The sequence below is a fragment of the Litorisediminicola beolgyonensis genome, from assembly GCF_042679605.1.
GTDB classification, from domain to species: Bacteria; Pseudomonadota; Alphaproteobacteria; order Rhodobacterales; family Rhodobacteraceae; genus Litorisediminicola; species Litorisediminicola beolgyonensis.
The window spans coordinates 1-19847 of the sequence record NZ_JBHTMU010000001.1 but is presented as its reverse complement, the minus strand read 5'-3'; the positions used below and the strand labels follow the sequence as shown (position 1 = coordinate 19847).

Annotated in this window: 18 protein-coding genes; 11 read left to right on the top strand and 7 right to left on the bottom strand. The window is 66.6% G+C overall.

The features are described 5' to 3' along the window. The first annotated feature begins 127 nt into the window (after nt 1-127). The 3 genes from ACFQ4E_RS00090 (at nt 128) to ACFQ4E_RS00080 (ending at nt 1540) form a co-directional block, all read left to right on the top strand. Nucleotides 128-997, top strand: coding sequence for a branched-chain amino acid aminotransferase (locus ACFQ4E_RS00090; protein WP_386800875.1), 870 nt, complete (start codon nt 128-130; stop codon nt 995-997). A gap of 102 nt (nt 998-1099) precedes the next feature. Further along, complete coding sequence (locus ACFQ4E_RS00085; protein ID WP_386800874.1) at nt 1100-1342, top strand: DUF1902 domain-containing protein; 243 nt, start codon at nt 1100-1102, stop codon at nt 1340-1342. 3 nt (nt 1343-1345) lie between these two features. Beyond that, a complete protein-coding gene (locus ACFQ4E_RS00080; protein WP_386800873.1) occupies nt 1346-1540 on the top strand; it encodes a type II toxin-antitoxin system HicA family toxin in 195 nt (64 codons plus the stop codon). Between the two features lie 30 nt (nt 1541-1570). Here the strand turns inward: ACFQ4E_RS00080 and ACFQ4E_RS00075 are convergent, their stop codons facing one another. From ACFQ4E_RS00075 to ACFQ4E_RS00055, 5 genes are all read right to left on the bottom strand, one after another. Further along, nucleotides 1571-2542 (bottom strand): phosphatase domain-containing protein, encoded by a 972-nt coding sequence (locus tag ACFQ4E_RS00075; protein WP_386800872.1) that lies wholly within the window; start codon nt 2540-2542, stop codon nt 1571-1573. Between the two features lies 1 nt (nt 2543). Then, nucleotides 2544-3734, bottom strand: a complete 1191-nt coding sequence (locus ACFQ4E_RS00070) for an ABC transporter permease (RefSeq protein WP_386800871.1) — start codon at nt 3732-3734, stop codon at nt 2544-2546. Between the two features lie 6 nt (nt 3735-3740). Continuing rightward, nucleotides 3741-5453, bottom strand: coding sequence for an ABC transporter permease (locus ACFQ4E_RS00065; RefSeq protein ID WP_386800870.1), 1713 nt, complete (start codon nt 5451-5453; stop codon nt 3741-3743). A 133-nt stretch (nt 5454-5586) separates the two neighbouring features. Continuing rightward, nucleotides 5587-6711: an extracellular solute-binding protein gene (locus ACFQ4E_RS00060; protein WP_386800869.1), complete on the bottom strand. Its 1125-nt coding sequence runs from the start codon at nt 6709-6711 to the stop codon at nt 5587-5589. Nucleotides 6712-6840: 129 nt separating this feature from the next. After that, nucleotides 6841-7926 carry an ABC transporter ATP-binding protein gene (locus tag ACFQ4E_RS00055; protein ID WP_386800868.1) on the bottom strand — a complete coding sequence of 362 codons (1086 nt, stop codon included), beginning with the start codon at nt 7924-7926 and terminating at the stop codon, nt 6841-6843. A gap of 410 nt (nt 7927-8336) precedes the next feature. Here ACFQ4E_RS00055 and ACFQ4E_RS00050 point away from each other — a divergent pair, with 410 nt between their 5' ends. The 8 genes from ACFQ4E_RS00050 (at nt 8337) to ACFQ4E_RS00015 (ending at nt 18099) form a co-directional block, all read left to right on the top strand. Next, entirely contained in the window at nt 8337-9533 is a 1197-nt protein-coding gene (locus tag ACFQ4E_RS00050) for a M24 family metallopeptidase (RefSeq protein WP_386800867.1), read from the top strand. Next, nucleotides 9530-10690, top strand: coding sequence for an acetylornithine deacetylase (gene argE, locus ACFQ4E_RS00045; RefSeq protein WP_386800866.1), 1161 nt, complete (start codon nt 9530-9532; stop codon nt 10688-10690). Before ACFQ4E_RS00050 ends, argE begins: the two co-directional genes overlap by 4 nt. A gap of 170 nt (nt 10691-10860) precedes the next feature. Beyond that, a complete protein-coding gene (locus tag ACFQ4E_RS00040) occupies nt 10861-12630 on the top strand; it encodes a heparinase II/III family protein (protein WP_386800865.1) in 1770 nt (589 codons plus the stop codon). Further along, nucleotides 12627-14216: a bifunctional phosphoribosylaminoimidazolecarboxamide formyltransferase/IMP cyclohydrolase gene (purH, locus tag ACFQ4E_RS00035; protein WP_386800864.1), complete on the top strand. Its 1590-nt coding sequence runs from the start codon at nt 12627-12629 to the stop codon at nt 14214-14216. Before ACFQ4E_RS00040 ends, purH begins: the two co-directional genes overlap by 4 nt. Nucleotides 14217-14310: 94 nt before the next feature. Further along, entirely contained in the window at nt 14311-14787 is a 477-nt protein-coding gene (lspA, locus tag ACFQ4E_RS00030; protein ID WP_386800863.1) for a signal peptidase II, read from the top strand. Nucleotides 14788-14839: 52 nt separating this feature from the next. Next, a complete protein-coding gene (locus tag ACFQ4E_RS00025; RefSeq protein ID WP_386800862.1) occupies nt 14840-15349 on the top strand; it encodes a DUF3035 domain-containing protein in 510 nt (169 codons plus the stop codon). A gap of 93 nt (nt 15350-15442) precedes the next feature. Next, nucleotides 15443-16783 carry a M16 family metallopeptidase gene (locus ACFQ4E_RS00020; RefSeq protein ID WP_386800861.1) on the top strand — a complete coding sequence of 447 codons (1341 nt, stop codon included), beginning with the start codon at nt 15443-15445 and terminating at the stop codon, nt 16781-16783. After that, nucleotides 16780-18099 carry a M16 family metallopeptidase gene (locus ACFQ4E_RS00015; RefSeq protein ID WP_386800860.1) on the top strand — a complete coding sequence of 440 codons (1320 nt, stop codon included), beginning with the start codon at nt 16780-16782 and terminating at the stop codon, nt 18097-18099. Before ACFQ4E_RS00020 ends, ACFQ4E_RS00015 begins: the two co-directional genes overlap by 4 nt. 85 nt (nt 18100-18184) lie before the next feature. On the opposite strand, the gene ACFQ4E_RS00010 is transcribed toward ACFQ4E_RS00015, so the two are convergent. Together ACFQ4E_RS00010 and dapA are read right to left on the bottom strand one after the other, a co-directional pair. Beyond that, nucleotides 18185-18616: a DsrE family protein gene (locus tag ACFQ4E_RS00010; RefSeq protein WP_386800859.1), complete on the bottom strand. Its 432-nt coding sequence runs from the start codon at nt 18614-18616 to the stop codon at nt 18185-18187. A gap of 55 nt (nt 18617-18671) precedes the next feature. Beyond that, nucleotides 18672-19547 carry a 4-hydroxy-tetrahydrodipicolinate synthase gene (gene dapA, locus ACFQ4E_RS00005; RefSeq protein WP_386800858.1) on the bottom strand — a complete coding sequence of 292 codons (876 nt, stop codon included), beginning with the start codon at nt 19545-19547 and terminating at the stop codon, nt 18672-18674. Nucleotides 19548-19847: the final 300 nt, after the last annotated feature.

Here is a 19847-nt window from a genome sequence, read left to right as displayed (position 1 = left end):
CCTTGTTGACATGACCAGCCTGAACTGGTAGCGACTCGCAGATTTTTTGACAGATTATGTCCGATACGGACGTAGATCGCGCAACAAATGAAAAGGCAGCAAGACTGCCGCGAAAGGAGACCGAGTGATGGCCGGGGCTTATGACGACCGCGACGGCAAGATCTGGATGGACGGGCAGCTCATCGACTGGCGCAGCGCCAACGTGCATGTGCTGACCCACGCGATGCATTACGCCTCTTCGGTCTTCGAGGGCGAGCGCGCGTATGGCGGCAAGATCTTCCTGTCGCGCCAGCATTCCGAACGGCTGCGTTACTCGGCCGACTGTCTCGATTTCGAGATCCCCTACACCGTCGACGAGCTCGAGGCCGCCAAGGCCGCCGTGCTAGAGGCCAACGGCTTCTCCGACGCCTATGTGCGCGCGGTAGCCTGGCGCGGCGCGGGCGAGGACATGGGTGTCGCCTCCAAGCGCAACCCGGTCCGCGTCGCCATTGCCGCCTGGGAATGGGGCAACTACTACGGCGACGCCAAGATGAAGGGCGCCAAGCTCGACATCGCGTCCTGGAAGCGCCCCTCGCCCGATACCGCGCCGAGCCATGCCAAGGCCGCCGGTCTCTACATGATCTGCACCATGTCCAAGCACGCGGCCGAGGCCAAGGGCTGCTCCGACGCGATGATGTTCGACTACCGCGGCTACGTCGCCGAGGCGACCGGCGCCAACATCTTCTTCGTCAAGGACGGCGAGGTGCACACGCCGAAGCCCGACTGCTTCCTGAACGGCCTGACCCGTCAGACGGTGATCGGCATGCTCGAAGAGAAGCAGGTCAAGGTCCACGAGCGCCACATCATGCCCGAAGAGCTCGAAGGCTTCGAGCAGTGCTGGCTGACCGGCACCGCCGCCGAGGTCACTCCGGTGGGCCAGATCGGCGACTACAATTTCGAGGTCGGCGCCCTGACCCGCGACATCTCGGAAAGCTACGAGAAGAAGGTGCGCGCCTGATTGTGTGATTTCCGACTCGGTCGCACCGAATTTACTTGATTTGGTGCGACCCGCGCACTCATTCGGTGTAAGATGACCAGCATGTTCGCAGGAGGGTGCCTGATGCAAAGAGCATTTGAGGTGAAAGCGATTTGGGATCCTGAATTGCGGCTCTGGCTTTCCGAAAGCGACATTGAAGGTCTTCACGTGGAAGCGGAGACATTCGAGGAATTTCAGTCCCTGGTCCAAGACTTCGCCGCCGAACTAATCGTCGCCAATCACTACTCGGACCTTGATCTCTCCAAAACGAATTTACGAGACATCATTCCTGCCGTGATCATCCACCATCAGGACTCGGCCGCTTGATAGATGGCTAGCCTCTACCGGCGTGTCAGTGAACAGCTGCGGATTGCGGGATTTCAAAAAATCGCGGGTGGCAAAGGCTCTCACGAAAAGTGGCGACACGAATACTCGGGGCGCCTCGTAATCGTGCCAAGAAATCTCAAGAGCCGCCATACCGCCGATGGCATTCTGAAGAGCGCTGGCCTTGAGAAACTGCGTTGATGTCAGAAATTGGGTCTGCGGACCTTACTCTCATTGGGTAATCATTGAGAAATCCACACCGTGGATCACCTCGATCCCCAGCGCCTCGATCGCCCGGATGTCCTTCATGTCCCGCGCATCGGCACCCTTGCCCGGCTCTCTCAAGATCACCTGCCGCACCCGCCCCGGATGGCGTTCGGCGGCGGCGAGGTAGACGCCCGGATCGTGCTGGCCGGTGTCTCCGATCAGGATGAAGCTCAACCCCGGATGCGCCGCCATCAGCACGTCGATGGACGCGCCCTTGTGGTCGCCATGCGTGCCCGAAATAAACTGCGTGTCCGAGATGCCCAGATCGCGCAGGAAGATCGGCGCTTTCGGCATGTTCGCGCGGTCGAAGATCCGGCGCAGGAAATGGTGCAGGTTCCAGGGCGAGGACGAGACGAAATAGATCGGCGCGCCCGCCTCTTCGAAGCTTTTCAGAAGCTCCACCGCATCGGGAAAGATCTCGCGCGTGAGCGCGTTGCCGGTCAGGGAAGTCCAGAGATTGCGGGCCAGCGAATAGGCGCCGGTCTTCATCACCGTGTCGTCGATATCCGAGATCACCCCGAACGGCGCATCCGCCGGGGCGACCCTTGCGTCGAGCGTCACCGGCTCGCTGCGGTCCACCTCGGCCTCGAAAGACACCCAGCCCGGCGCGGCGTCGCCGCGCTGCAGGTGCAGGGTGAAATAGCCCTCTTCGTCCGAGAGCGCCTCGGCCTCGCCGACGCGCACGCAGATCTCTGCGACCTCGCGGGTGAAGAACAGCTGCGCCATCTGGCGCAGGTTCACCCACCAGGACGCTTCGGGGTTGGGATTGGTGCGCCGGAGCGCGCTCAGCACGCGCCCGCGCAGGACGATCTCTTCCGGCGTCGCATAGCCCAGATACGGATCGACCGCGACACGCTCGGGCGCGCGCCGCGGTCGGAGCCGATCTATGCCGCGCTCGATCCGATGGGCGAGCGGCGCAAGTCGCTGCTTGAGCACCTCAGCCCGGGCTCATGCCCCGAAGCCGCTCGGAGCGGCGACGCAGGATCTCGACCGTGGTCAGAAGCGCGATGGAGATGCCGACGAGGATCGTCGCCACGGCAAGGATGGTCGGCGAAATCTGCTCGCGCAGGCCGGTGAACATCTGCCAGGGCAGCGTCTGCTGGTTCGCGGAGCCGACGAAGATCACCACCACCACCTCGTCGAAGGAGGTGATGAAGGCGAAAAGACCGCCCGAGATCACGCCCGGCAGGATCAGCGGCATCTGCACCTTGAAGAAGGTCCGCACCGGGTTCGCGCCAAGATTCGCCGCCGCCCGCACGAGGCTCCGGTCGAAGCCCACGAGCGTCGCGGTCACGGTGATGATCACGAAGGGAATGCCCAGCGCCGCATGCGCCAGGACGACGCCCAGATAGGTGCCCTGCAGGCCGATCCGCGAATAGAAGAAATACATGCCCGCGGCCGAGATGATCAGCGGCACGATCATCGGCGAGATCAGGATCGCCATGATCGCGCGGCGGAAGGGCACGTGCGGCTGGCTAAGACCGATGGCCGCCAGCGTGCCGAAGCCGACCGACAGGAGCGTCGCGACCGGCGCGATCAGGAGCGAGTTTTTCAGCGCCGACTGCCATTCCGACGAGTTCAGGAAGTCGCGGTAGTGGCGCAGCGAATAGCCCTCGGGATCGAAGCGCAGCATCTCGGGCGTGAAGGTGAAGAAGTTCTCGGAGTTGAACGAGAGCGGCATCACCACGAGGATCGGCGTAATGAGAAAGACGAAGATCGCACCGCAGATGACCCGAAACGTGTAGTACCAGAGCACCTGTCCCGAGGTCAGGTAGGGAACCAGCTTCTCGCGGTAGCGGCCCCGTCCGATCCAGTAGATGAACCAGCCGATGAACCAGCCGAAAAGCGCGCCCATCACAAGGCCCGGAAATCCTCCGATCAGGAAGCCCGCGACGGCGAAGCCGACGATGGCGCCCCATTTGAACATCCGTTCGCCGTCGACGCCGAGAACGACCATCGCCAGGTAGGCAAGGCCCGCACAGAGCGCGCCGCCGATCAGGATGCCCAGAAGCCCGGAGCCCTGCGCGGTGCCGACGAAGAGGCCGAAGAAGGCCCCCGCGGCAGCCACGACCGGCAGCGTGAAGTTCAGAGGCAGGGTTTTGGTTTCGGTCAGAGTGAGCTTCGCCATGTCCGATTACCCCAGCTTCACGTTGTCGATGCCGACGATCTTGTCGTAGGCCCAGTAGAGGATCAGCACCACCGCCAGGAGGATCGTCCCCAGCGCCGCCGCGAGACCCCAGTTAAGCGAGGACGAGATGTGGTAGGCGATCCGGTTCGAGATGAACGTGCCGGTCGTGCCGCCGACGATCTCGGGCGTGATGTAGTAGCCGATGGCGAGGATGAAGACGAGGATCGAGCCCGCGCCGATGCCCGGCACCGATTGCGGGAAGTAGACCCTCCAGAACGCCGTCCAGTTGGTTGCACCAAGGCTCTTGGCCGCGCGCAGGTAGGTAGGCGGGATCGTCTGCATCACCGAGTAGAGCGGCAGGATCATGAACGGCAGAAGGATATGCGTCATCGCCACGATCGTGCCGAACTGGTTGTTGATCATGACCAATCGCGCATCGTCCGCGACGAGCCCGAGCCAGACCAGCACGTCGTTGATCACGCCCTGCTGCTGCAGCATCACCTTCCAGGCCGAGGTTCTGACCAGAAGCGAGGTCCAGAACGGCAGGAGCACCAGGATCATCAGGAGGTTCGCCTTGCGCGCCGGAAGGTTGGCGAGGATCCAGGCGACCGGGTAGCCGAGCAGGATGCACGAGCAGGTGATCACCATCGACATGAACATGGTGCGCTTGAAGAGCAGGCCGTAGATGCGCTCGTCCTCGTCGCGCATCGCGGCACCGTCCGGCGTCATCGCCATATCCACGGCATTGAGGAAGTAGCCCGAGGTGTAGTTGCCCGAGAAGGCCTGGATCGTGGCCCAGACCTCGGGATTGCCCCAGTCCTCGTCGATCTCGTTGATGAAGTAGTCGCGCACCGCGACGGTCTCGAACGCAGGGACCGCGTCCGCGGCACTGCCCACGAGCGTCGCGATATCGCCGGAGAAGGCGCTGGCCGCGTCCGGATGAGCGACGAGATCCTCGTAGAGCGCGGCATAGGCGACCGGCCAGGGCTCGTCACCGGCCAGGCTGTCGCGACGGGCATCCGCCGTGAACCCTGCGAAGGCGCGGTAGATCTCGGTGGTCTTCGGCAGCTTCTCACGCGCGGCGTCCGAGGCCCGGAAGGCCGGCGGCGGGCTTGTCTGCTCGCCCTCGAACCAGGTCATGTAGCGCTCGCGCCAATCCGCATCGCCCATCAGGGCAAGCCAGGTCGCGGGCTCTTCCCAGGCCTCGTCGAGATCTTCGAACTGGTCGACATATTCGTCGCCGATATCCTCGATATCCCGGCCCGACTGGCGGAAGAGCGACGAGATGCCGGTCTGCTCGTAGTTCAGGCGGGTGCCGAGGCGCGTGTGGTTCTTGAGCTGCGCGGCGATGGCCATGTCGTAATAGAAGGCGTCGAACACCTCCTCGTTCGGCGCCTCGCCCGAGTTGTGATCCCACTCGGCCAGAAGCGGCGTGGACCGCGGCAGCGTCTCGGACACGATCTGGTTCTCGACCGAGCGGAACAGCATGTCCGCGATCGGCGCGATGAAGGTCACGAGAACGAAAATCAGGAGCGGCGCGATCAACAGGAGCGCCCGCAATTTCTGGCGCCGGAGCGCCCGGTTGAGCGATTTCTTCAGAGGCGTGCCGTCGGCGGCCAGCATCTTGCCCGAATCCTGCGATGCCTTGTCGGCGGCGCGGATGGCATTGTCGGGCGTCGGGCCCTCGATCTTGTCCGGATCGGTCGCGCTGTCGCTCATCTCAAGGTCCCCGTCGTCTGTTGCCGGGCTTTCCGCCCTTGTGCGTCTGCTGTGGTGAAGATGCGCGGTCGCCCGCGCATCTCGCATGTCTCGGAAACAGGCGCGGCGGGTGCGCCGCGCCTGTCACGTCAGATTACTGCGCGAGCCACGCCTGGAACTTGGCGTCGATGTCGTCGCGGTAGTCAGCCCAGAACTCGTAGTTGTAGAGGAAAGTGTTCTTCGAGTTCTCCGGATCGGTCGGCATGTGCGGCGCCATTTCGATGCCGAGCTCGGCATGGGTCGAAACGAGCGGCGCCGAGGATGCGCGGGCCGGGCCGTAGGAGATGTACTTCGCCTGGTCGGCGAGGCGCTGGGTGTCGGTCGCGAACTTCACGAAGTCCATCGCACGCGCCAGACGATCTTCGGGCAGACCGGCGGGAATGATCCAGCCGTCCAGGTCGAACACCTGGGCGTCCCACATCATCGCGACGGGCTGGTCCTGCTCCTCGATCACCGAGAAGAGACGGCCGTTATAGGTCGAGCCCATGAAGATCTCGCCATCGGCGAGCAGCTGGGGCGTGTCCGCACCGGCCGACCACCAGATCACGTCGTCCTTGATGGTCTCGAGCTTGGCGAGCGCCTGGTCCTGGCCTTCGTCGGTGGCCAGCACGTCATAGACCTCGTCCTTCGCGACGCCGTCGCAGAGAAGGGCCCATTCCATGTTGTTGATCGGACGCTTCTCGAGCGCGCGCTTGCCCGGATAGGTCTCCAGGTCGAAGACCGAGCAGATGTCGGACGGCGCGTCGACGCCCTCGGGCACCATGTCGGTGCGGTAGCCGAAGGTGGTCGAGTAGACGATCTGCGGGATGAAGCAGTCGGAGACCAGCAGGTCGCCGAAATCATCCTCGGCCGAGGTGCCATCGGGCGCCGCTGCCAGGTCTTCCTCGGGGTCGATCTCGAGCGCGAGGCCCTCGTCGCAGAGACGGATGGCGTCGGAGGCCACCACGTCGACCACGTCCCAGGTCACGTTGCCCGCTTCGTTCATCGCGCGCAGCTTGGCAACGGCTTCGGCGGAGCTTTCGTCCCAGGTCGCGGACACGCCCTCGTTCATCTCGAGATAGGGCTCGACATAGGCTTTCTGCTGGCTGTTCTGGTAGGCACCGCCCCAGCTGACCAGCGTCATGCTGTCGGCCATTGCGGCGTGTTCTGCGGCGAAGGCAACGGCACCGGCGCAAACGGTGAGCGCGGTGGTTGCCATGAAGGTTTTCTTGAACGTCATACAGGTCTCCCTAGCAGCCCGCTGGTGAAGCATACCGATCCGGATCGCGGGCCGAACCCTGGATCGCGTCCGACCGTCCCGAGACCGGCGCCAGTCGCATCCGGCCGGCCGGGACGTGACGGACTTGTCTTATGTCGCGTCGAGTGCGCGACAATCCTCGGGCAGCCAGCCGATCTTCACCTTCGCGCCCGGATCGAGCCGCACCTGGTCGGCGCGGTTCCGGGTCTTGACGATGAAGTGGTCGTTGCCGGCCACTTTCAGGCGCGTGCGGAACACGTCGCCCATGTAGATGAATTCCTTGACCTCGGCCTCGAGCGTGTGCGCGTCGGGACCGAGCTCGGGGTTGAACTCGACCCGCTCGGGGCGGATCGAGACGCGCGTGCGCTCGCCGGCCTTCGACACGTTCACGGGGATCGCATCGATCATCTCGCCATTGTCGAGTTTCACCGTGCAGCGCCCGCCGGAGATCTGCTCGACCGTGCCCTCGAGCGTGTTGTTCTCGCCGATGAACTGCGCCACGAAGCTGTTTTTCGGCTTCTCGTAAAGCTCGTCGGGCGGCGCCAGCTGCTGGATGCGGCCGTCGTCGAACACCGCGACGCGGTCCGACATGGTCAGCGCCTCGGTCTGGTCGTGGGTCACGTAGACCACGGTGATGCCCAGCTCATGCGCCAGGTTGGTGATCTCGAACTGCAGCGTCTCGCGCAGCTGCTTGTCGAGCGCGCCGAGCGGTTCGTCCATGAGAACGAGCTCGGGCTCGAACACGAGCGCGCGGGCCAGCGCGATCCGCTGCTGCTGACCGCCGGAAAGCTGGGTGGGACGGCGGCCCGCAAAGGCCTCCATCTGGACCATGCCCAGCGCGCGCTTGATCTTCTCTTCGCGCTTCGACTTGTCCATGCCGCGCACTTCCAGCGGAAAGGACAGGTTCTCGGCCACGGTCATGTGCGGAAACAGGGCGTAGTTCTGGAACACCATGCCGATGCCGCGCTTATGCGGCGGGATGTTGTTGATCGGCTTGCCGTCGAGCTTGATCTCGCCATGGGTGGCGGTCTCGAAGCCCGCGAGCATCATCAGGCAGGTGGTCTTGCCCGACCCCGACGGCCCGAGCATCGTGAGAAACTCGCCCTTCGGCATCGCGAGATTGAGGTCTTTTACGACGAGCGTCTCGCCATCGTAGCTCTTCTGCACGCGCTCAAAGGCGACGAATGCATCTGACATGCTATCCGGCACTCGGTAGCTCCCTGTGTTGTGTCTCTCGCGGATCGTGCTGCCCACGTTTCTGGCCAAACTAAATAGGGAGAGGCCCCGACATGCAACTGTCACAAGCGATTCTCGGTGGAAAATCGGGGCCTCCGGGAAGATCGCGCAGTTTTGCGACCTTTGGCAGGAAAATGCGCCAATCCTGAGCGCGAATCGCTGCCGAGGGGACCGCCAGCCCCATGCGTGGACTGCCGCTTTCCAGGGCAGTGCGCCCGTTCACCCCGCCAGAATCGCGCGCCGGATCCCGCCCTTGCAGAGGGCCATTCCACGCTTTTGCACCTTTTCAGCCTCGCCTGATCGTGATTGCGTGGCGGCGTTCCACCGTATCGCGCCGCCCCCGATCGAGCGGGCGGCAGAAAGGCTCTCGCATGGTATTCCACCGGTTCTCGAAAGATCTGCCCTTCTCCGAGACAGAGTATACGAGGCGGCTCGAGAAGACGCGCGTGGCGATGGGACGGGCCGGGATCGACGTCCTTTATGTGACCGATCCCTCGAACATGGCCTGGCTCACCGGCTATGACGGCTGGTCCTTCTACGTCCACCAGGGGGTTCTGGTCTTCGGCGATGCCGATCCGATCTGGTGGGGCCGCAACCAGGACGCCAACGGCGCGATCCGCACCGTCTGGATGGGCGACGACCGTGTCATCGGCTATGCCGACAATTACGTGCAATCCACCGACCGTCATCCGATGGAGGACCTGGCCCAACGCCTCATCGGCATGGGGCTCGACAAGCTGCGGATCGGCGTGGAGACGGACAATTACTACTATTCCGCCAAGGCGCATGCGACGCTCGAACGCGAGCTTCCGGATGCCACGCTGATCGACGCGACCGCGCTCGTGAACTGGCAGCGCGCGGTGAAATCCGAGGAAGAGCTGGTCTTCATGCGCCGCGCCGCGCTGATCTCCGAGAAGATGATCGACGGGCTCTGGGAGCGGGTCGAGCCGGGTGTGCCGAAGAACGAGGTCGTGGCCGAGGTCTACCGCGACGCGATCCGGGGCGTGGACGAGCATTGGGGCGATTACGCCGCCATCGTGCCGCTCCTGCCCTCGGGCTCGAACGCCGCCGCGCCGCACCTGACCTGGGACGGCAACCCGTTCAACGAGGGCGAGGCGACCTTCTTCGAGATCTCGGGCTGCTACCGGCGCTATCACGTGCCGTTCTGCCGGACGATCTTCCTGGGCGAGCCCTCGGACCTCTTCAAGCGCGCCGAGGCGGCGCTGGTCGAGGGGCTCGAGGCCGGGCTCGACGCCGCGCGCGCCGGGAACCGCGCCTGCGACATCGCCAATGCGCTGGCCGCGCCGCTGGAAAGCGCCGGGATCGAGCGCGGCGCCCGCTGCGGCTACCCGATCGGCCTCAGCTACCCGCCCGACTGGGGCGAGCGCACCATTTCCCTCCGCGCCGAGGACGAGACCATCCTCGAGCCGGACATGACCTTCCACTTCATGCCCGGCCTCTGGATGTCCGACTGGGGGCTCGAGATCACAGAGTCGATCCGCATCACCGAAGACGGCCCGGCCGAGACCTTCTGCCACCGCCCCCGGAAGATGTTCGTCAAGACATGACCGATCTCGCCCGAACAGAAGCCATCCTGCGCGACATCATCGCCTACCCGACCGTGTCGACCGAGCCGAACCTTGCGCTGATCGAACACATGGCGGCGCTGCTCGAAGACGCCGGGGCGCGCTGCGACATCTATCGCGACGCGACCGGCGCCAAGGCCAATCTCTTCGCCACCATCGGCCCCGAGCGTTCGGGCGGCGTGGTGCTCTCGGGGCATTCCGACGTGGTGCCGGTGACCGACCAGGCCTGGACGTCGGACCCGTTTCACCTGGTCGAGAGCGACGATCTTCTCTACGGGCGCGGCACCTGCGACATGAAGGGCTTCATCGCCTGCGCCCTGGCGATGGCCCCGCATTACGCGGCGCTCGACCTGCGCCGCCCGGTGCATTTCTGCTTCACCCATGACGAGGAGACCGGCTGCCTCGGCGCACAGGCGCTGGTGCCGGAGCTGCGCAAGCGCGAGGCGCAGCCCTCGGTCGCGATCGTCGGCGAGCCGACCGAGATGCGGATCATCGAGGGGCACAAGGGCTGCTGCGAATACACGACGACCTTTCACGGGCTCGAAGGCCACGGCTCCGGTCCCGACCGCGGCGTCAACGCGGTGGGCTACGCGGTGCGCTACGTCACGCGGCTGATGGAGCTGGCCGAGGAGTTGAAGACCCGCGCGCCCCGCGGCTCGCGCTTCGATCCACCCTGGACCAGCGTCAATGTCGGGCGCCTGTCGGGCGGGGTCGCCCATAACGTGATCCCGGGCCTTGCCGAGCTCGAATGGGAAATGCGCCCGGTTCAGGCCGGGGACATGGAGTTCGTGAAGGAGGCCATGGCGGGCTATGTGCGCGACACGCTCCTGCCCGCGATGCGGGCTGTGCATCCGGGTGCCCGGATCGACACCGAGGTCATCGGCGAGGTGGTCGGGCTCGAACCCATGGACGACAACGCCGCCAAGGAGCTCGTCGCCGCGCTGACCGGGCAGAACGGCGCGGATGTGGTGCCCTTCGGGACCGAGGCGGGTCTCTTCCAGGAGATGGGCATGAGCGTGGTGGTCTGCGGGCCGGGCTCGATCCACCAGGCCCACAAGCCAGATGAGTATGTCGCGCGCTCCGAACTGGCGCGGTGCCTCGAGATGCTCACCGGTCTGGGCGGAACCCTGGCCGCCTGAGCCGATCTCCGAACCGGAGATCGCGCGAATTCCGGTTCGGAATTCGGCACCGGCCGCCGCCTGTGCGCATCCTGACCACGAATGCGCAGCGTCTAGGTGACACAGGCAGGTCCCGCCGGTATCCTGCCTCTCGAACGCCCCGAACCGAAGAGCGGGCGAGAGGCAGGGACATGTCGCAGACCGACAGCTTGCGCGACCGCATGACGCGCCTGAAACTTCGCTACCACGCGCGCATGGCCTGTCGCAGCCGCGAGGCCAGCGCCTTCGTCTCGCAGCCCGAGCCGCGCACCGTCGGCTCCTTCGCCCGCGGCCGCCAGCTCTCTGCCGGGAACGTGCTCTTTGCCGGAACCCTGATCGAGACCCGCGGCCGCGCGCTTTGGGATCTGCACCCGCCCGACGCCGCCTTCGAGGAAGAGGCCCAGGGCTTCGTCTGGCTCGACGATCTCGCCGCGGTCGGCGATCCGCGCACCCGCCGCCTGGCGCAGGAATGGACCTGGGGCTGGATCGACCGCTACGGGCGCGGCGGCGGTCCGGGCTGGGCGCCCGAGCTCGCCGGGCGCCGGATCATCCGCTGGACCCATCACGCGCTGATGCTGCTCCGCGGCCAGTCGCCCGAGAAGAGCCGCGCCTTCCACCAGGCCATGGCGGCCCAGACCCGGTTCCTCGCCAAGACCTGGACCGTGGCCCGCCCCGGCCTTGCCCGCTTCGAAGCGCTGACCGGCCTTCTCTATGCCGCGCTCTCGCTCGAAGGCATGGAGCGCCATGTCGAGACCGCCCGCCGCGCGCTCGACCGCCATTGCGCCTCGGAGATCAACAAGGACGGCGGCATCGCCACCCGCAATCCCGAGGAACTGCTCGAGGTCTTCGCGCTGCTGACCTGGGCCAGCGCCGCGCTGACCGAAAGCGACATGCGCCCGCCGCCCGAACTGACCGGCGCGCTGCACCGGATCGCTCCGACCCTCCGCGCGCTCCGCCACGCCGATGGCGGGCTTGCGCGCTTCCACGGCGGCGGGCGCGGCGTCGAGGGGCGTCTCGGCGAGGCGCTGGCCGAGGCCGGCGTGCGCCGCCGCCAGACCGAGGGGCTCGCCATGGGCTTCGCCCGTCTCTCGGCGGGCCGGACCTCGATCATCGTCGATGCGAGCCCGCCGCCCTCGGGCCGGCTGAGCTTCAACGCCCATGCCTCCACCCTGGCTTTCGAGCTGACCTCGGGCCGCCGCCCGCTCATCGTGAACTGCGGCTCGGGCGCGGTTTTCGGTTCCGAATGGCGCCGCGCCGGTCGCGCCACGCCGTCCCACAGCGCGCTCTGCCTCGACGGCTATTCCTCGGCGCGGCTCGGCCCGCCCGGCAAGCTCGGCGCCGCCCCGCGCGAGGAACTGGTCGACCTGCCGAAGAATACCCCCGCCGAGATCAGCGCCGCGCCCGACGGCACCGGGTATCACGGCGCCCATGACGGCTATGTAGCCACCCACGGCCTGACCCATGCCCGCAAGCTGGAGCTGACCTTCGACGGGCGTGGGCTCGCGGGCGAGGACCTGCTCGCCGCGCTGGACGATCCCGCCAAGCGCCGCTTCGACGGGCGGATGGACCGGGTGAAACTCGAGGGCATCCCCTTCCAGGTCCGCTTCCACCTGCATCCCGAGGTCGATGCCGAGATCGACCTGGGCGGCGCGGCGGTGTCCCTGGTGCTCCGCTCCGGCGAAATCTGGGTGTTCCGGCACGATTCTTCGGCGGATCTGGCGGTCGAGCCGTCGGTTTACCTGGAAAAAGGCCGCCTGCGGCCCCGTGCCGCCCAACAGATCGTTTTATCCGGCCGCGCGATGGGCTATGCGACCCGCGTCCGCTGGTCGCTGGCCAAGGCCCAAGACACGGCGATCGCCGTGCGGGACCTGGCCGGAGGGGAGCTGGACGACTTGTCCGACACCACACCGGAAGACCGATGACCGATCTCGCCCCGCTCCGCCGCGCCCTTCTCTCCGTCTCCGACAAGACGGGCCTCATCGACCTCGCCCGCGCCCTGACCGCCCGCGATGTCGAGCTTCTCTCGACCGGCGGCAGCGCCGCCGCGCTGCGCGACGCGGGCCTCGCCGTCACCGATGTCGCCGAGGTCACGGGCTTCCCCGAGATGATGGACGGCCGGGTGAAGACGCTGCACCCGGGTGTGCATGGCGGTCTTCTGGCGCTCCGCGACGATGCCGCGCATGTCGCGGCGATGGAGGAGCACGGGATCGGGCCGATCGACCTGCTCGTCGTCAATCTATACCCGTTCGAGGCCACCGTCGCCAAAGGCGCCGATTACGCCACCGCGATCGAGAATATCGACATCGGCGGCCCGGCGATGATCCGCGCGGCGGCCAAGAACCATGCCTTCGTCTCGGTCGTGACCGACGTGCAGGATTACGACGCGCTCCTCGCCGAGCTCGACGCCAATGACGGCCAGACGACCTACGCCTTCCGCCAGAAGCTCGCGCTGACCGCCTATGCCCGCACCGGTGCCTATGATGCCGCCGTCTCGGGCTGGATGGCGGGCGCTCTGGGCGACACCGCCCCGCGCCGCCGGGTCTTCGCCGGGACGCTCGCGCAGACGCTCCGCTACGGTGAGAACCCGCACCAATCCGCCGCCTTCTACACCGATGGCAGCACCAAGCCCGGCATCGCCAATGCCCGCCAGCTGCAGGGCAAGGAGCTGAGCTACAACAACATCAACGACACCGACGCCGCCTTCGAGCTGGTCTCGGAGTTCAGCCCCGAGGACGGTCCCGTCTGCGCGATCATCAAGCACGCCAATCCCTGCGGCGTGGCCCGCGGCGCCAGCCTCTCCGAGGCCTATTCCCGTGCTTATGATTGCGACCGCACCTCGGCCTTCGGCGGCATCGTCGCGCTGAACCAGCCGCTCGATGCCGACACCGCCCGCGCGATCACCGAGATCTTCACCGAGGTGGTGATTGCCCCCGGCGCCGACGACGCCGCGCGCGAGATCTTCGCCGCCAAGAAGAACCTCCGCCTGCTCCTGACCGACGGGCTGAGCGATCCCACCGAGGCCGGTCTCGCGATCAAGCAGGTCTCGGGGGGCTTTCTGGTCCAGGACCGCGACAACGGCCGGATCGGCGAATGGGAGCTCAAGACCGTGACCAAGCGCGCGCCCACCCGCGACGAGCTGCGCGACCTGCTCTTCGCCTGGACCGTGGCCAAGCACGTCAAGTCGAACGCCATCGTCTACGTCAAGGACGGGGCCACCGTCGGGGTCGGCGCAGGCCAGATGAGCCGGGTCGACTCGACCCGGATCGCCGCCCGCAAATCCGCCGACATGGCCGAGGCGCTGGGGCTCGGCAGCCCCACCACCCAAGGGTCGGTCGTCGCCTCGGACGCGTTCTTCCCCTTCCCCGACGGTCTCCTGACCGCCGCCGAGGCCGGGGCCACCGCGGTGATCCAGCCCGGCGGGTCGATGCGGGACGACAAGGTGATCGAGGCCGCCGACGAGGCCGGTCTCGCCATGGTCTTCACCGGCATGCGGCATTTCCGGCATTGAGCGGGCAGCGGCCTTCACGTCGCCCGGAACCGGGCGTCCCCCACGCACGGACGACGGCCGTCCCGATGGCTGCGCGCGCGACAGGGGGCGCCGCATGAAGATCGTGGCCTGGGTCGCGACACTGGTCTTCGCCCTCGACCAGGTGACGAAATGGGCGGTCGTGCACGGCATGAGCCTCGACACGCGCGGGCTGATCGAGATCTGGCCGCCCTTCCTCACCTTCCGCATGGCCTGGAACACCGGGATCAATTTCGGCCTCTTCTCGGGCCGCGAGGACATGACCCGCTGGGTGCTGATCGCCGTCGCGCTGGGGATCGTGCTCTTCGTCCTGGTCTGGCTCCGGCGCGACCCGCCGGGCTGGAAGGGCTTGGTCTCGGCGGGCCTCCTGATCGGCGGGGCGCTCGGCAACGTGGTCGACCGGGTTCTTTACGGGGCGGTCGCTGATTTCCTCAACATGTCCTGCTGCGGCATCCAGAACCCCTACGCCTTCAACGTCGCCGACATCGCGATTTTCGCCGGGGCCATCGGCCTCGTGTTCTGGCCTGCGCGCAGCGGGGGAAAGACCCCGTGACGCCCGCGACCGGATCGGCTAACAAGTGGGCAAAGACAATGCGGAGCCGGTGATGCGCGCCCCTTTCCTGATCCTCGCCTGTCTGGCCCTCGCCGCCTGCGGCGGTGCTCGCAACGGCGAGACCAATCTGCGTGACCTGCGCTCGAACCAGCCGTCGCCGGAAGAGTTCGCCATCGTGCCGAACCAGCCCCTGCAGACACCCGAGACCTCCGCTCTGCCAGTTCCGACCCCCGGCGGCACCAACCGGGCCGACCTGACACCGCTTTCCGACGCGGTCGTGGCCCTCGGCGGGCGCCCCGGCGCGGGTGCCGCAGGCGACAGCGCGCTGATTGCCGCGGCGACGCGCAACGGTGTCGATCCGAACGTCCGGCAGGATCTCGCGACCGAGGATTACGAGCTCCGCAAGCGCCGCTCGATCTTCTCCTGGCAGCTGTTCCGCCGCGATCAGTACGAGCGCGCCTATGCCAACCAGACGCTCAACGCCGATGCCGAGCTCGACGCCTGGCGGGCCAGCGGCGCGGCGGTGCGCAACCCCTCGGCCACGCCGCCCGCGGCGCGCTGAGCGTCTATACAGCGCGGTTACAATTGCGTCAGCGCGCTTGAACCCTCCGCCACGCACGGTAGCTTCCCTCGGAGCACTCTCAGGGAGACCGCCATGCATCGCTATCTTGCCGTTCTCGCACTGGTGACCGGCTTCTCCGGCCCGGCCACCGCCGCGGGGATCGACGACAACGTCACCAGCTTCACGCTCGACAACGGCATGGACGTGGTGGTGATCGAGGATCACCGCGCCCCGGTGGTCACCCACATGGTCTGGTATCGCGCCGGGGCCGCCGACGAGCCGCCCGGCGCCTCCGGCATCGCGCATTTCCTCGAACATCTGCTCTTCAAGGGCACCGAGACGCTCGAGCCCGGCGAGTTCAGCCGCGTGGTGGCCGAGAACGGCGGCGACGACAACGCCTTCACCAGCTACGACTACACCGGCTATTTCCAGCGCGTCGCGGCCGACCGGCTGGAGCGGATGATGGAGATGGAATCCGACCGGATGGTCAACCTGCAACTGCGCCCCGAAGACATCGCCACCGAGCGCGACGTGATCCTCGAAGAGCGCAACACCCGGACCGAGAACGACCCCTCCACGCTCTTCGGCGAGCAGCGGCAGGCGGCGCTCTACCTCAACCACCCCTACGGCATTCCGATCATCGGCTGGAAGCACGAGATGGAAGCGCTCGATCTGGACAAGGCTCTGGCCTTCTACGAGCGCTACTATGCCCCGAACAACGCGATCCTGATCGTCGCGGGCGACGTCACTCCCGACGCGGTGCGCACGCTGGCCGAAGAATACTACGGCCCCCTGCCCGCCAACCCAGAGCTCGGCGAGCGCGCACGTCCGCAGGAACCGCCGCAACTGGCTGCGCGCCGCCTGACCATGACCGATCCGCGCGTGGCGCAGCCTTACGTGATCCGCAGCTACCTGGCGCCGGAACGGGATCCGGGCGCGCAGGAGGACGCCGCGGCGCTTCTGCTGCTGTCGCAGCTTCTCGGGTCGGGCCAGACCTCGATCCTGAACCAGAAGCTCCAGTTCGATGAGGAGATCGCGGTCTTCGCGGACGCCTATTACAGCCCGACCTCGCTTGACGACACGAGCTTCTCGCTGATCGTCGTCCCGCGCGAGGGCATCGAGCTGGACGAGGCGGAAGCCGCGCTCGACCGCGTGATCGACGAGTTTCTTGTCGAAGGCGTCGACGCCGAACAGCTCGACCGGATCAAGTTCCAGATCCGCGCCGATCAGATCTACGCGCTCGACAACCCCGACGCGCTGGCCCGCCGCTACGGCTCGGCCCTGACCGCGGGCCTGACCGTCGAGGACGTGCAGGCCTGGCCCGACATCGTGGAAGCCGTGACCGAGGAGCATATCGTCGACGCCGCCCGCGCCGTCTTCGAGGGCAAGACCTCGGTAACCGGCTGGCTGATGCCCGAGGAGGTGACCCAATGACCCGCCTGTTCTCCCTGACCGCGCTGATCGGCGCCGCGCTCATCGCCGCCCTGCCCGCCCGGGCCGCCGTCGATATCGAGGTGATCGAGACCCAAGCAGGCCACACCGCCTGGCTGGTCGAAGAGCCCTCGATCCCCTTCCTCGCGCTCGAGCTGCGCTTCCAGGGCGGTGCGTCGCTCGACCTGCCCGGCAAGCGCGGCGCTACCAACCTGATGACCGGCCTTCTGAACGAGGGCGCGGGCGATCTCGATGCGCAGGGCTTCGCGGCCGCCGAGGAAAGCCTCGCCGCGAGCTTCGGCTTCGATGTCGGCGATGATGCGCTCTCGGTATCCGCGCGCTTCCTGACCGAAAACCGCGACGAGGCGGTGGCGCTCCTGAAAAGCGCGCTGACCGAGCCGCGCTTCGATGCCGATGCCATCGAGCGGGTCCGCCAGCAGGTCCTCTCGGGCATCCGCCGCGACAGTACCGACCCCGACGCCATCGCGTCCCGCGAATGGTCGGCGCTGATCTTCGAGGGCCACCCCTACGGCACGTCCAGCGACGGCACCGAGGACAGCGTCGCCGCCCTGACCCGCGACGACCTCGTCACCGCCTGGCAGAACGCGATTGCGCAGGACCGCGTCTTCATCGGCGCATCCGGCGACATCTCCGCCGAGGAGCTCGCCACCCTGATCGACGATCTCCTGGCCGATCTGCCCGTCGAAGGCGCGCCGCAGCCCGAGGATGTCGCGGTGGACACCACCTCCGGCACCACGATCGTCGAGTTCGACACCCCGCAATCGGTGGCGCTGTTCGGCCATTCCGGGATCGACCGCCACGATGACGACTTCTTCCCCGCCTTCGTCCTGAATCACATCCTCGGGGGCGGCGGCTTCGAATCGAAGCTCATGAACGAGGTGCGCGAGAAGCGCGGACTGACCTACGGCGTCTATTCCTATCTCGCCAATCGCGACCACGCCGATCTCCTGATGGGCCGGGTTGCCTCGGCCAATGACCGCATCGCCGAGGCGGTTTCGGTGATCCGCGACATCTGGGCCGAGGTCGCCGCGAACGGCGTCTCCGAGGAGGACCTGGAGCAGGCCAAGACCTACCTGACCGGCGCCTACCCGCTGCGCTTCTCGTCGAACTCGAACATCGCCAACATCCTCGTGGGTATGCAGATGGACGATCTGCCGCCGGACTACGTCAACACCCGCAACGACAAGGTCGACGCCGTCACCGCCCAGGACGTCGCCCGCGTCGCCGCGCGCCTGATGCAGCCCCACGCGCTGCGGTTCCTGGTGGTGGGCAAACCGGAAGGGCTGGTCGACGGCTGACGCTCGACTTCTCGGATATCAGAAGCGCCGGTGCCCGACAGGCACCGGCGCTTTTTTCATTCACAGGATCGATCAGACTGCCCGTTTACGGCCGAACGTAGGCGTAGCCCTGCTCCTGCAACTCGATCAGCCGCACCACGCCCGACGGCGTCACGGTCACCTCGTCGAGCAGCGTGACCGGCCCGCCGGTCTTCTTCTCCATGCCCTTGAGCGTGTTGCCGCAGCCCTGGAAGCTGATGTTGTCGAGCTCGAGCGACATCGCCGCGATCCGGTCCGCAACCGGCGATTTGTCGGCGACGAACATGGTCAGGCCGGGACCGTAGGCGACCATTTCGATCACCACCTCGTCGCCCTGCTCGGCATAATAGGACGCGACATTCTGCGCGTTGTTGAGCGCCATGTTCATCACCTGCGGATCGTTCTGATCGACATGGATCGCGACGTGATGGGTCTTGCCTTCGGCGAACGCGGCGGTGGCGCTCAGAGCGAGCGCCGCGACAATCGGTGTGAAACGCATGTGGGTCCCTCCCTTGGACGGACCCAGCCTAGCATTGCGCCGCCTGCGGTAAAGATCAGTTCAGAAGCCCGGCATGGCGCAGGCCCGCATCGACCTTGGCGCGCGTCTCGGCGGTCAGCGGCATGAGCGGCGGACGCACGTCCTCTTCGCAGAGCCCGAGCCGCGCCATCGCGTATTTCGCGCCGCAGAGCCCCGGCTCGGTGAAGATCGCATGGTGGAGCGGCATCAGCCGGTCCTGGATCGTCAGCGCCCGGCCATAATCGCCCGCAAGGCAGGCCTCCTGCAGCTCCGCGCAGAGCGCCGGTGCCGCGTTCGCCGTGACCGAGATGCAGCCGACCCCGCCCTGGGCGTTGAACCCGTGCGCCGTCGCGTCCTCGCCCGAGATCTGCAGGAACTCGGTGCCGCAGGTGATCCGCTGCGCGCAGACCCGCGCCAGATCGCCGGTCGCGTCCTTGACGCCCACGATGCGCGGCAGCTTGGCCAGCTCGCCCATGGTGGCGGGCGTCATGTCCACCGCGGAGCGGCCGGGGATGTTGTAGATGATTATCGGCAGATCGCTCTCGTCATGCAGCATCTTGAAATGCGCATAGAGCCCGGCCTGGGTCGGCTTGTTGTAATAGGGCGTGACAACGAGCGCACCATCGGCCCCGACCCGCTGCGCGTGCTGGATGAAGCGCAGCGCCTCGACCGTGTTGTTCGACCCCGCACCCGCGATCACCGGGATGCGCCCGGCGGCGGCGGTGACCACCGCCTCGACGACCGCCTCGTGCTCTGCATGGGTCAGCGTCGGGCTCTCGCCGGTGGTGCCGACGGGCACCAGACCGTGGCTGCCCTGCTCCACATGCCAGTCGACCAGAGATTTCAGCGTCTCAAAATCCACAGCTCCATTGCGGAACGGCGTGACGAGGGCTGGCATAGACCCCTTGAACATGAGACGCTCTCCAAAAGCTTCATCTGACCTTAACCCCCGCGGGTCAGACTGTCCTGAAAGTGAATTGCCCGGGGGCGTGCAGACGGTATGGTCGCGCGTGTCTATCATGTCTCAATGCGGGAAATGCAAGCTGATGTCGCGCACCACGCTGCCGATCCTTCTGATGACCGTTCTTGCTAGCGCCGCACAGGCCGGCCCGGAACAGTCCCTGCGCCCCGAGGCGCGGGCCTCCGAAGCGGCGCCCGAGATCGCCGCCCGGCCCCTGGCGCGCGATGCCGGTGGCGCGGACGCCCCCGCCCC